Source organism: Pseudomonas sp. F3-2, assembly GCF_038804275.1.
Classification (GTDB): domain Bacteria; phylum Pseudomonadota; class Gammaproteobacteria; order Pseudomonadales; family Pseudomonadaceae; genus Aquipseudomonas.
Genome location: NZ_CP152388.1, coordinates 5541761 through 5554700 on the forward strand (window position 1 = coordinate 5541761; position 12940 = coordinate 5554700).

Consider the following 12940-nt stretch of genomic DNA (forward strand, 5'->3'; position numbering starts at 1 on the left):
ATCAACGACTCACAGCAATCGCCTGGTTGTTCATGATACGCGGAGTGAGGAACACCAACAGCTCGGATTTTTTCTCCGAGACCACATCCCGCCGGAAAAGGCGGCCAACATACGGCACATCGCCCAAAAATGGCACCTTGTCGACGACTTTACTCTGCGTATTCGAGAACACACCACCAATTACAATGGTCTCGCCGTCCGCGACCAGCACCTTGGCATTGACCTCGTTCTTCTTGATCGGCGGCACGCCGAGCACGGTATTGACGTAGTCAGGCTCATCCTTGGTGACTTTCACTTCCATGATGATGCGGTTGTCCGGCGTGATCTGCGGCGTCACTTCCAGCGAGAGCGAGGCCTCTTTGAAGGAGACCGACGTGGCACCGCTGGAGCTGGCTTCCTGGTACGGCACTTCCGTACCTTTCAGGATTTTCGCGGTTTCCTTGTCCGAGGTGACAACCTTTGGCTGGGAGACCACTTCACCGTTACCGGTCTTTTCCATCGCGCTCAGTTCAAGGTCAAGAATGGTGTTGTTAGTCAGGAAGCCCAAGCCGATCGTCGACGTCGGGTTGCTCACGCCCATGTCCACATAGGGCCCGTTGGTGTTGCCGGCGCCGGTGACGGTGCCGTTCCCGCCAGCGGTGAAGTTGCCATGGGTACTTGACCCGCCCCAGCGCACGCCCAGTGCTTTGTCGTAGTCAACGTTGGCCTCGACGATGCGCGCCTCGATCATGACCTGACGGACCGGGATATCCAGTTGCGAAACGATGCGGCGCAGCTCGTCCAGACGGTCCTGCGTCTGGTAGGCGATGATGTTGTTGGTACGCTCGTCGACCGTGATCGAACCGCGCTCGTCAGACTTGGACTCCGCGCTGGTCACCGACTGGAACAGCTTGGCGATGTCGGCGGCCTTGGCGTAGTTGACTTGCAGCAACTCACGACGCAACGGCGCCAGCTCGGAAATCTGCTTGAGCGACTCCAGTTCCTGACGTTCGCGGGCGGCGATTTCGTCAGCCGGGCCGACAAGCAAGACGTTGCCGATCTTGCGCTTGTCCAGGCCTTTGGTCTTGAGCACCAGGTCCAGCGCCTGATCCCACGGCACGTTTTGCAGGCGCAGCGTGATGCCGCCCTGAACGGTGTCGCTGGCGACGAGGTTGAGGTTGGTGAAATCAGCGATCAGCTGCAGCACCGAGCGAACGTCGATGTCCTGGAAGTTGAGCGACAACTTCTCGCCGGTGTACACCAGTTTCTCCGCGTTACGACGCTCCTGATCCTCATTGGTCAGTGGGCGCACGCTGATGGTCAGCTTGTTCTCGGTCTGATAGGCGGAATAATCGAACGCGCCGGACGGCTCGATGGAAATGCTCGTCTTGTCGCCGGTGACACTTGAGTTGACGAATTGCACCGGCGTGGCGAAGTCCTTGACGTCCAGACGCACGCGCAGGGGATCGGGCAATTGGGTCTTGGCGAAGTCGACACGAATCTTGCCGCCTTGCTCCTGGATGTCCGGCGCAATGCCAGTGTCGCTCAGCTCGATGATGACGTTGCCTTCGCCCAGTTCACCGCGCTGGAAGTCAACGTTTTTGACCGCTCTGGGGCCCGGCGCATAGGCGCGCGCAGCAACCTTCGGAGCAGCAGGCGGAACGCTGACTCGCGGCGCACCTTGGGCAGTGCTTGGCTGCGAAGCTTGTGCCGAAGCCGCGCCTTGGCCGACGACGACAAACAGATTGTTACCATCGACCCGAGAGCTGTAAGGCGCAAGCGTGGTCAGGTTGATGATGACCCGCGTGCGATCCTTGGCTTCGACCACAACAACGCTGTGAGCATTGCCCGAGCCCAGATCACGACTCTTGATCGCCAACTGGCTGGTCACGCCTGGCAGGTCCAGCGCAATGCGCGCTGGCTGTTCGGTGGTGTAGCCACGCGGCGCGGCAACCGGGCCGTCGAATGACAGTTTCAATTCGACCCGGTCCCCTGGCAACGCAGCGACATCCAGGGTCTTGAGGTTCGCCGCCTGGAGAATCGGGGAAAGCATCGCCATCCATAGCGATACGCCGATAATCGAAAGAATCCTAGTCATGTTCAGTTTCCACCACTGTGCCGATCTGAAGGTGCTTCGCTTGCTTGTCGTCTTCATGAGCGTTCTTTCAGGGAAATGCTGCGCGGTCGCTCAAGCCACGCCCCCTCTCCATCCGGAACGATTTCCACTACCTGAACCTCCGACTCGGTGATCGCCACAATGCGGCCATCATTTCGTCCCAGGTAATCACCCACCTTCACTCGATGCACGCCGCCTGCCCCGCGAAGCAGCGCGAACATACCGGATTCGTTGCTCAACGTACCGACCATTTCGAAACCATCGATATTGAAGCCTTCCAGGAACTGCTTGACCCGCGTCGGATCAGGCTGGACCAGATGCGAACCCTTCTGCCGGTTCACCAGATCAATCTTGATCGGCGGCTGGAACGGGCTGCGCAGGCTCGCCGCCGCGTAGGTGAACGCCTCGTACGGACGGAATTTCGGCATGGCCTCGATTGCGCCCACCGGACGCGCACGCACGTCACTCATGAATTGTTTCAGGTCATCGAATTCGTTCGAGCTGTCGCAACCTGCCAGCCCCATCAGCGTGACGCCGATGCACAACCACCGCACCGCCCTCATTTCGCTGGCCCTTTGCTGTCGATGTTCTGAAGTCCCTTGTCGTTGTAGCGATAAGTCTTGGCAAGGATGCTCATGCGCAGCTTCGCAGGAGACTTGGCGTCGACCGGTTTGATTTCGAAATCGTGCAGCGTGACGATGCGCGGCAGACTGGCAACGCCGCTGGCAAAGGTCGCCAGGTCGTGGTAACTGCCGGTTACGGTGATCTGAATCGGCAACTCAATGTAAAACTGTTGAGCCTCTTCGGGCAGCAGCTTGATCTCCTCGAACTCAAGGCCGCTTCCCAGCCCGGTCCGGGTGATGTCCTCTAGCAGGCCCGGTACTTCGGTGTCGCTGGGCAACTGGCGAAGCAGCGCGCCGAAGGTGTTTTCCATCTCCACCATCTGGGTTTTGTAAGCCGTCAGGTTGGCCGCCTGGAACGCCTTGCTCGAGAATTGCTCCTTGAGCGCGGTTTCATCATGACGCGCCTGATCCAGCTGGGTTTGCATGTCCTGGATGTAGAAAAAGTAACCACCGGCCAGCACCAGCACCAGCAACAGCGCGCCAGCGATGGTTTTCACCGCCGCCGGCCACGAGCCGATGTTATTCAGGTCCAGGTCGTTAAGGTCGATCTTGCGCAGGCTGTCCAGCCATTCCTTCATGTTCATGGCTTGACTCCATCGACAGCGGGCTGCGTCTGACGCACGGTCAACTGGAAAGTGTTGGACTGATCCACGCCAGCAGCGCTGTTGGCTTTCACCTCAGTCAGACTTGGCGCCTCGAGCCAGTCGGACGCATCCAGATTACGCAGCAGATCCGACACGCGATTGTTGGACTCGGCCGCGCCGGAAATACTGATCAGCTGCCCGTTCATCTTCACTTCGCTGAAATACACACCGTCCGGCAGCGTACGCGCCAGTTGGTCGAAGATGCGCCCGATGATTGGCCGGTTGCCTTGCAGATCCTGAATGATCTTCATCCTTTCCAGCAGTTGCTTGCGGCGGGCCTTCAGCTCGCTGATTTCCTTGATGCGCGCATCCAGCTGGACGATTTCCGTCTTGATGTACTGGTTACGCGCATTTTGATGGCTGATGGCGCTGCTCAAATATTGATCAGCCAGCAGGATGGCGCCAATGCCAGCCACCAGCACGCCGACCAGGGCCAGGAGAAAACGCTTTTTGCGCTCTTCGCGCTGCTGCTCACGCCAAGGGAGTAAGTTGATCCGTGCCATCAGTCGAAACTCCTCAACGCCAGACCGCACGCAATCATCAGCGCCGGCGCATCACTGGCGAGCGCGCCAGCGTTGACTTTGGCGCTCAGAGCCATGTCGGCGAAGGGGTTGGCGACCATGGTCGGCGTACCGAGGCGTTCCTGGATCAGTCGATCCAGTCCGGCAATGGAGGCCGTCCCGCCCGCCAGCATGATGTAGTCGACACGGTTATATTGCCCGGCGGCGAAGAAGAACTGCAGAGATCGGGAAACCTGCTGAACCACTGCATCCTTGAACGGCTGCAGCACCTCCAGCACATAGTCGTCGGGCAGACCGCCCTGTTTTTTCGCAAGCCCGGCTTCCCCGACCGATAAGCCATAACGGCGCTGGATTTCTTCGGTCAGCTGACGGCCGCCGAACAGTTGCTCGCGGGTATAGATGATGCGGCCATTGTGCAGAACGCTGAGGGTGGTCATCGTCGCGCCGATATCAATGACGGCGACGGTCAATTGCTCGTGATCCTGACCCAGTTGCGCGGAGAGCAGGCCAAACGAGCGCTCCAGCGCATAGGCCTCGACGTCGACGACACGTGCGGTCAGGCCTGCCAGTGCAAGCGCAGCTTCGCGAACCTCGACGTTTTCCTTGCGGCACGCTGCCAGCAGCACCTCGACACGCTCTGGATTACGCGCCGAATAGCCCTGGACTTCGAAATCGATGGCGACTTCTTCCAGCGGATAGGGAATGTATTGATCGGCTTCGATTTTGAGCTGGTTTTCCATCTCGTCGTCGGACAGGCCGGCGTCCATCTCGATGGTCTTGGTAATCACCGCCGATCCGGCTACGGCAACCGCCGCAATTTTGACGTTGCTCTTGGCTTTGACGAGCACACGCGTCAACGCATTGCCAACGCCCTCGAGCTCGGCAATGTTTTTCTCGACCACGGCGTTTGCCGGCAGCGGCTCCACCGCGTAAGACTCAACCTTGTAACGGGTACCGGAACGACTCAATTCAAGGAGCTTTACCGAGGTGGAGCTTATATCGATCCCTAGAAGGGTATTGGCCTTCTTACTGAAGAGTTCGAACACAACCGATTCCCTATGCGTTTCCGTCACTTACGGATATTTTTTTGTCCAACACCACTGTCGGCAGCCTTGACAGTAGCGCAAATAACTCTCGACGACGAAAAATGCTTATAATGCCCAGCGTTTTTTTCGTGTAGCAAAGCTTCAAGGCGTGTTCATTTGTAAATGCCTGCGCTTAACCCATTCTTTTTTCTGGAAATCCAAAAGCCTTGATACGCCTGCTGAAGTTTTTCTGGTGGTCCATCGTCGCTATCGTCTGCGGCTTGCTGCTCGGTCTGAGCGGCGCCTTCCTGTACCTGGCTCCGAACCTGCCGTCGGTCGACGCGCTGCGCAATATCCAGCTGCAGATCCCCCTGCGGGTGTTCAGCAGCGACGGCAAACTGATTGCCGAATTTGGTGAAATGCGTCGATCTCCGATCCGCTTCGCCGATATTCCACCCAACTTCATTCACGCCCTTCTTTCGGCCGAAGACGACAACTTCGCCAACCACTACGGCGTCGATCCAAGCAGCCTGATGCGCGCGGCCAGTCAACTGGTCAAAAGCGGTCACATCCAGTCCGGCGGCTCGACCATCACCATGCAGGTCGCCAAGAACTACTTCCTGACCAGCGAGCGCAGCTTTTCGCGCAAAACCACCGAGATTCTTCTGGCCTTGCAAATCGAGCGCCAACTTACCAAGGACGAGATTCTCGAGCTCTACGTCAACAAAATCTACCTGGGCAACAGGGCCTATGGCATCGAGGCCGCAGCACAGGTTTACTACGGCAAATCGATCCGCGATCTGAGCGTTGCCCAGATGGCGATGATCGCCGGCCTGCCCAAAGCACCGTCACGATTCAACCCACTGGCCAACCCGGTTCGCGCCAAAGAGCGCCGCGACTGGATTCTGGGCCGCATGTTCAAGCTGGGCAAGATCGACCAGAACACCTATCAGACCGCCCTGGCCGAGCCTATCAACGCCAGCTACCACGTTCAGAGCCCGGAAGTTAACGCGCCGTACATCGCCGAAATGGCCCGCGCCGAGATGGTCGGTCGCTACGGCAGCGAAGCCTACACAGAAGGTTTCCGCGTCACCACTACCGTTCCGAGCAATCTTCAGGAAGACGCCAACAAAGCCGTTCAGGACGGCCTGATCGAATATGACCAGCGCCATGGCTATCGCGGGCCTGAGAGCCGTTTTCCGGGCCTGACACGCGACGGCTGGGTGCAGGAACTGACCAAGCAGCGTCCGATCAGCGGTCTTGAGCCGGCCATTGTCAGCCAGGTCGACAAGACCGGAATCCGCGTATTGACACGCAACGGAGAGAAGGAAGAAACCGTCGCCTGGGACAGCATGAAATGGGCCAAGGCGTTCCTGAACACCAACAGCGTCGGCGCCAATCCCAAGCAGCCGTCGGACGTCGCCCATGTCGGCGATCTGGTTCGGGTTCAGCGCCAGCCTGACAACTCCCTGAAATTCAGCCAGATCCCGCAGGCGCAAAGCGCGCTGGTGTCGCTGGACCCACAAAATGGTGCGATTCGTGCGCTGGTCGGCGGCTTTGCCTTTGAACAGAGCAATTACAACCGCGCGATGCAGGCCAAACGCCAACCGGGCTCCAGCTTCAAGCCGTTCCTTTATTCGGCCGCGCTGGATAACGGCTACACCGCTGCAAGCCTGGTGAACGACGCACCGATCGTGTTCGTCGACGAAGCCGTCGACAAGGTCTGGCGTCCCAAGAACGACACTGGCACCTTCCTGGGTCCGATCCGCCTGCGCGAAGCGCTCTACAAGTCGCGCAACCTGGTGTCGATCCGACTGCTGCAAAGCCTGGGCGTGAACACGGCGATCAACTACATCACCCGTTTTGGCTTCAACAAGCAGGACCTGCCGCCCAACCTGTCGCTGGCCTTGGGTACCGCGACGTTGACGCCGATGGAAATCGTCAGCGGCTGGAGTACCTTCGCTAACGGTGGTTACAAGGTCAGTCCGTACCTGATCGACAAGATCGAGGACCGCGAAGGCAAGACGCTGTTCGTCGCCAATCCGGCGACCGTTCCGGCCAATGATCCGAATCCGAAAGCGGTAAGCGAGGCAGCAATCAGCAGCGCTTCAACTTACGCCGCCCCGGAAACTCCGGCCCTGACCGCCAACGCCGCGCCGAATGCGCTGGACACCTCCGGCGTTGCGCCTGCGCCCGTTGTGGCAGAGCGCATCGTTGACGGCCGTACGACCTACATTCTCAACAGCATGCTTCAGGACGTCATCAAGCGCGGCACTGGCCGTCGTGCACTGGCCATGAATCGCCCGGACATCGCAGGCAAGACCGGCACCACGAACGATTCGAAAGACGCGTGGTTCTCGGGCTATAACGCCGATTACGTGACGACGGTCTGGACCGGCTTCGATCAGCCGGAAAGCCTGGGGCGTCATGAGTTCGGCGGCACGGTTGCATTGCCGATCTGGATGAACTTCATGAGCGCAGCGCTGAAGGACAAGCCGCCGCACGTCCAGGCCGAGCCGGATGGCATTCTCAGCCTGCGCATCGACCCGGTCAGCGGCCGCTCCGCCACGCCGAGCACGGCAGGTGCGTTCTTTGAACTGTTCAAGAGCGAAGACACGCCACCTAGCGTGAATGAACTCAACGGTAGCCCGGCCCCGGGCAGTCCGCTGCCGGCAGACGAATCGGCGCCGATCGATCTTTTCTGATCTGTGTAGGAGTGAGCTTGCTCGCGATAAAGGTATGCCGGCCACCCGAGAGGTGACTGATATATCGCAATCGCGAGCAAGCTCACTCCTACAGTCGAAACAAAACTCAATACCCACAAAAAAGCCCTGCATCTGTGCAGGGCTTTTTATTTGTCGCTCAGCTATCAGCCGTTGAACACGTCATCCACGCTGGTCAGCGGGTAGTGCTTCGGATACGGCAGGGTCGCCACACCGCTTTCGATCGCAGCTTTGGCCACGGCGTCGGAAACGACGGTCAGGAGACGAACGTCCAGTGGTTTCGGAATGATGTACTCACGACCGAATTCCAGCTTGATGCCGCCGTAAGCGTCGCTGACTTCCTGAGGAACGGGCTCCTTGGCCAGTTCGCGCAGGGCGTTGGCCGCGGCGATCTTCATTTCTTCGTTGATGCGCTTGGCGCGAACGTCCAGTGCTCCGCGGAAAATGAACGGAAAGCCCAGTACGTTGTTGACCTGGTTCGGATAGTCCGAACGGCCGGTCGCCATGATCACGTCGCTGCGGGTGGCATGAGCCAGCTCTGGCGAAATTTCCGGATCCGGGTTCGAGCACGCGAAAACGATCGGATTGGCCGCCATAGACTTCAGACCTTCTGCGCTCAGCAGGTTCGGGCCTGACAGACCGACGAACACGTCGGCGCCATCGAGCGCGTCAGCGAGGGTGCGCTTGTCAGTGGCGTGGGCGAACTGAGCCTTGTACTGGTTCAGGTCCGAACGGCCAGCGTGAACGACACCGTTCCGGTCGATCATGAAGATGTTTTCGATTTTCGCGCCCATGCTCACCAGCAACTTCATGCAGGAGATGGCCGCAGCACCGGCGCCCAGGCAGACGATCTTCGCCTCTTCCAGGGTTTTGCCAGCGATCTCAAGGGCGTTGACCATGCCTGCGGCAGTCACGATTGCGGTGCCGTGCTGGTCATCGTGGAAAACAGGGATATCGCACTGCTCGATCAGCGCCTTTTCGATCTCGAAGCACTCGGGTGCCTTGATGTCTTCCAGGTTGATGCCGCCGAAAGTGATGGAGATGCGCTTAACGGTGTCGATGAACGCTTGCGGGCTTTCCGAATCGACTTCGATATCGAACACGTCGATACCGGCGAAACGCTTGAACAGAACGCCCTTGCCTTCCATGACCGGCTTGGAAGCCAATGGCCCCAGATTACCCAGGCCCAGAATGGCGGTGCCGTCGGAAATGACTGCGACCAGGTTGCCTTTGCCGGTGTACTTGTAGGCCAGTTCCGGATCGCGACCGATTTCGCGGACTGGCTCGGCAACACCCGGGCTGTACGCCAGCGACAGATCGCGGGCGGTGGCGGTGGCCTTGGTGAGTTCGACGCTCAGTTTCCCTGGACGAGGCTTGGCGTGATATTCGAGAGCGGCAGTTTTCAAATCTGACATGTGGGCATTCCGCTTTTTTGCTGTTGGACAGACGGACCGACGAGCATACGCAAGTCATAAAGTCCTAACAAGACTGGCGGGTCACCTGTGTCAAGTGGCCGCATCTACGACTTTTAGCGTAGAGCCGCGGAATACAAGGCGTAGAGTGAAAACAAAAGCCCTTAAAAATGTCTACAATTTAATTTTGAATTGTATTCAACATCGCAGGATGGGTGATGCCCATCATCAACCGAGGCTGTCCAGGTTTCAGCCCTGCGCGACGCGAGCGGTCGACCACCCAGCCGCGGGCTTCAACCGCGCTGCCTTTCAGCCGCAACAACGTCCTGGCATCGAACTGACCGATCAGCTCGGGCGCAATCCGCAGCACCAGCGTGTCATCCAGCTCGATCCAGATTCCGCCGCTATTGCGCTGAACGCTGCTGACTGTGCCGTTGACCAGCACAAAGCCGCCACGGCTGATTTGCCGGGCCGATTGCGCCGGATCGTTGCGCCACAGGCCGAGCCCCGCCTGACGCGCGGTGCGCTCTGCGCTTTGCTGGCAACTCACTAACGCGACGTTCGGGTCAATGGCGACCAGATAGCCCAGCCCTTCGGCAAGCATCTGCGCCTCGAGGTTGGCGCCGTCACGCCCATAGACGTTGGCCAGCGTACGGCCGTAACGGTCGGCAGCCTGCTCGCCGATGCGTAAACGGACCTGTCCGCCACTTTCATCCACGAGCGCCTGCAGTCGACGCTTCGCGGCTTCGGCAAAGGGCTCGGCCGACTGACCTTTTTTGCCAGTTTCTGGCGTATTCAGTCCGATCATGCGCACGCTGCGACCGTCAGTCAGGCGCAAGGTATCGCCATCCACCACGCGCTGAACCTGCGCAGCAGGCAATGACGCGGGCGCCGGACACAGTGCGTGAGCGGCGCCAAGCCAAATCGCGGACACAAAAAAGGCGCCCGCAAGGGACGCCTTTTTGAGCAGCCTGGAAAAGCTCGGGGAGCGATCCAGAAATACCACTCTTACTTCGCTTTGGTTGCGCCGAACGCACCGAAACGCGACTTGAACTTGTCGACACGACCGCCGACGTCCAGAGTCTTCTGCTTACCGGTGTAGAACGGGTGGCACTCGTTGCACACGTCCAGGCTCAGAGGCTTGGCCAGGGTGGAACGGGTTTTGATGACGTTGCCACAGCTGCAAGTTGCGTCAACGGCTTCGTAAACTGGATGGATATCAGCTTTCATGGGTATTTCCTCAGGCTAGCGTGCCGCCACCCAACACTATTGTTGAATACCGCACGGAATTAGGCCGCGCATATTAACAGACCGCGCAAATCACGCAAGCGGCCTGTGTGAAAACCCTTGCCAGCCGTGCGCCCTCGGCCACGTCAGGAAATCGTCCGTCATGGAAGGACGATCTGGCCGGATTCAACGCTTCAGCGCGCATCGAAGGTCAGCTTCTCTTGCTGCCCGCCCTCGTCGCACCCAAACGGTCCGCAACGCCAACCTTAATACCGGTCGTCTGCTAAGATCGCCGCCTTCGTCATACTCCGTAACAGGATATCCGCCGCGTGCCCGACGCCATTTTGCGCCTTGCCCTGCCCTCGCCCTTGCGTCGTCTGTTCGACTACCTTGCGCCCGCGGGGATTGCACGCAGCGCGTTGCAGCCGGGCATGCGCCTGCGCGTGCCGTTCGGTCGCCGGGAAATGATCGGCGTTCTGATCGAGATCACCGATCACAGCGAGGTGCCGGCCGACAAGCTCAAACCTGCCATCGCTGTGCTGGATACCGAGGCGCCGCTGCCACCCGCATTGTTCAAGCTGTGCCTGTGGACGGCGCAGTATTACCAGCACAGCCTGGGCGATACGTTGAGTTGGGCCCTGCCGGTGCTGCTGCGCCAGGGTGAACCGGCCGAGGCCCGACAGGAGCGGTTCTGGCAGATCGCTCCCGGCGCCAGCGTCGATGATCCTCGCATCGCGCGCGCACCCAAGCAGAAAGAAGCGCTGAAAACCGTCGCACAACATCCCCACGGCGTCGCTCATCAATTGCTGAGCAAGCTGATGCTCAACCGCGACAGCCTGAATCTGTTGCTCGCCAAGGGATTGGTGACAGTCGAGGTGCGCGGCCATGCGCCCATCGAGCGGCATGAGCACTGGCTGGCCCAACCCGAGCTGCCGCTGAACACTGAACAACGTGCCGCCTACGAAGCCATTCGATCCGGCTTCGGCAGCTTTCATGCGTCGCTGCTCGCTGGTGTCACCGGCAGCGGGAAGACCGAAGTCTATTTGCAGTTGATCCGCGAGACCCTGGAGGCCGGCAAGCAGGCGCTGGTGCTGATCCCCGAGATCAACCTCGGCCCGCAGACACTGGCCCGGTTCGAGCAGCGCTTCAACGCCCGCATCGCCTTGCTGCACTCGGCTGTCAATGATCGAGATCGTCTCGATGCCTGGCTTGCCGCGCGCGACGGCGAGGCCGACATCATCATCGGCACGCGCTCGGCGCTGTTCACACCGATGAAGAACCCGGGGCTGATCATCATCGATGAGGAGCACGACGGTTCCTATAAACAGCAAGAAGGCCTGCGTTACCACGCGCGGGATCTGGCATTGGTGCGGGCGCGTCAGGAAGACATTCCGATCGTGTTGGGGTCGGCGACGCCCTCACTGGAGAGTCTGCACAATGCTTACACCGGCAGGTACGCCCTCCTACGCCTGAACCAACGCGCGGGCGGTGCGCAGCAACCTCGATTCCTGCGCCTGGATGTAAAAAGTCGCCCGCTGGACAGCGGCATTTCCGGCCCCATGCATCAGGCGATCGCACAGACCCTGGCCGCCGGCCAACAAGTGCTGGTCTTTCTCAACCGGCGTGGATTCGCGCCGACGCTGCTGTGTCACGACTGCGGATGGCTGTCGGAATGCAATCGCTGCGACGCGCGCATGACGGTTCATCAACGCTCTGGCGAACTGCGCTGCCATCATTGCGGCCATGTGGAACGCGTGCCGCGCAATTGCCCGGCGTGTGGCAAGGTCGATCTGCGCCCCGTCGGCGCAGGGACCGAGCGCGCCGAGGAGCGTCTGGCGATTCTATTCCCCGACTACCCTGTCCTGCGCGTCGATCGCGACAGCACCTCGCGCAAGGATGCAATGAACCAGCTCTTTGCAACGATCCAGAAGGGCAATCCCTGCATCCTCGTCGGCACCCAGATGCTCGCTAAAGGGCATCACTTTCCGCGCGTGACGCTGGTGTCGATTCTCGATGCCGACGGAGGGCTGTTTTCCGGCGATTTCCGCGCAAGTGAACGCATGGCGCAACTGATCGTGCAGGTGGCAGGCCGCGCCGGTCGTGCCGAAGAGCCAGGCAAAGTGATCATTCAGACCCACCTGGCCGAACACCCGCTGTTGATCCAGCTCACCGAGCAAGGCTATTTCGCCTTCGCCGAGCAAGCGTTGAGCGAACGCCGCGCCGCCGGCCTGCCGCCATTTTCGCACTTGGCGCTGCTGCGCGCCGAAGCCCACAAACCGGGGCAGGCGGAGGGCTTCCTCGATGAGGCCTGCAGCGAGGCCGAGCATCTGCTGAAGGAAATGGCGCTGGGCGGGATTGAACTGTTGGGCCCGGTTCCGGCTCCGATGGAGCGTCGTGCCGGTCGATATCGTGCTCAGCTGTTGGTGCAGGCGAATGCCCGGGCGCCGCTGCACAAGTTGCTGGCGACCTGGCTGCTGGCGCTGGAGAGCATGCCCAGCGGGCGACAGGTCAGATGGTCGCTGGATGTCGATCCGGTGGACTTGTACTAAAGGTGCGGCCGAACCTTCAGGAGATTGTGGTCGCGAGCAAAATCACAACCGCACATCCATCGCGGTTGGCAAGGTGGCCCCGGCAACGGATAATGCCCAGTTTTTCCACCCGCGCCTCCAG

Annotated in this window: 10 protein-coding genes; 2 read left to right on the forward strand and 8 right to left on the reverse strand. The window is 59.9% G+C overall.

Translation table 11 applies throughout. From position 1 onward, the window contains the following. Nucleotide 1 precedes the first annotated feature (1 nt). The 5 genes from pilQ to AAGQ88_RS24725 are packed head-to-tail and all read right to left on the reverse strand — an operon-like array spanning nt 2 to nt 4929. On the reverse strand, nt 2-2077 hold the full coding sequence (gene pilQ, locus AAGQ88_RS24705; RefSeq protein ID WP_342653869.1) for a type IV pilus secretin PilQ: 2076 nt from the start codon (nt 2075-2077) through the stop codon (nt 2-4). 53 nt (nt 2078-2130) lie between these two features. Then, nucleotides 2131-2658 (reverse strand): pilus assembly protein PilP, encoded by a 528-nt coding sequence (locus tag AAGQ88_RS24710; RefSeq protein ID WP_093465348.1) that lies wholly within the window; start codon nt 2656-2658, stop codon nt 2131-2133. Beyond that, nucleotides 2655-3302, reverse strand: a complete 648-nt coding sequence (gene pilO, locus AAGQ88_RS24715) for a type 4a pilus biogenesis protein PilO (protein WP_285422690.1) — start codon at nt 3300-3302, stop codon at nt 2655-2657. The genes AAGQ88_RS24710 and pilO overlap by 4 nt, the downstream gene beginning before the upstream one ends. Further along, nucleotides 3299-3865 (reverse strand): PilN domain-containing protein, encoded by a 567-nt coding sequence (locus AAGQ88_RS24720; protein ID WP_285422691.1) that lies wholly within the window; start codon nt 3863-3865, stop codon nt 3299-3301. The genes pilO and AAGQ88_RS24720 overlap by 4 nt, the downstream gene beginning before the upstream one ends. After that, entirely contained in the window at nt 3865-4929 is a 1065-nt protein-coding gene (locus AAGQ88_RS24725; RefSeq protein WP_093465357.1) for a pilus assembly protein PilM, read from the reverse strand. Before AAGQ88_RS24725 ends, AAGQ88_RS24720 begins: the two co-directional genes overlap by 1 nt. 206 nt (nt 4930-5135) lie before the next feature. Here AAGQ88_RS24725 and AAGQ88_RS24730 point away from each other — a divergent pair, with 206 nt between their 5' ends. Beyond that, nucleotides 5136-7613 carry a penicillin-binding protein 1A gene (locus tag AAGQ88_RS24730; protein WP_285422693.1) on the forward strand — a complete coding sequence of 826 codons (2478 nt, stop codon included), beginning with the start codon at nt 5136-5138 and terminating at the stop codon, nt 7611-7613. A gap of 164 nt (nt 7614-7777) precedes the next feature. Here AAGQ88_RS24730 and AAGQ88_RS24735 read toward each other — a convergent pair whose 3' ends face one another. The 3 genes from AAGQ88_RS24735 to rpmE form a co-directional block, all read right to left on the reverse strand. Further along, the gene (locus AAGQ88_RS24735) at nt 7778-9046 is read right to left on the reverse strand and encodes a malic enzyme-like NAD(P)-binding protein (RefSeq protein ID WP_093465362.1); all 1269 of its coding nucleotides are present in this window, start codon (nt 9044-9046) and stop codon (nt 7778-7780) included. Nucleotides 9047-9224: 178 nt separating this feature from the next. Further along, nucleotides 9225-10040 carry a thermonuclease family protein gene (locus AAGQ88_RS24740; RefSeq protein WP_342655880.1) on the reverse strand — a complete coding sequence of 272 codons (816 nt, stop codon included), beginning with the start codon at nt 10038-10040 and terminating at the stop codon, nt 9225-9227. Nucleotides 10041-10051: 11 nt separating this feature from the next. Continuing rightward, nucleotides 10052-10273 (reverse strand): 50S ribosomal protein L31, encoded by a 222-nt coding sequence (rpmE, locus tag AAGQ88_RS24745; RefSeq protein ID WP_093465365.1) that lies wholly within the window; start codon nt 10271-10273, stop codon nt 10052-10054. A gap of 326 nt (nt 10274-10599) precedes the next feature. On the opposite strand from rpmE, the gene AAGQ88_RS24750 reads away from it, so the two are divergent. Further along, nucleotides 10600-12819 carry a primosomal protein N' gene (locus tag AAGQ88_RS24750; RefSeq protein WP_285422694.1) on the forward strand — a complete coding sequence of 740 codons (2220 nt, stop codon included), beginning with the start codon at nt 10600-10602 and terminating at the stop codon, nt 12817-12819. Nucleotides 12820-12940: the final 121 nt, after the last annotated feature.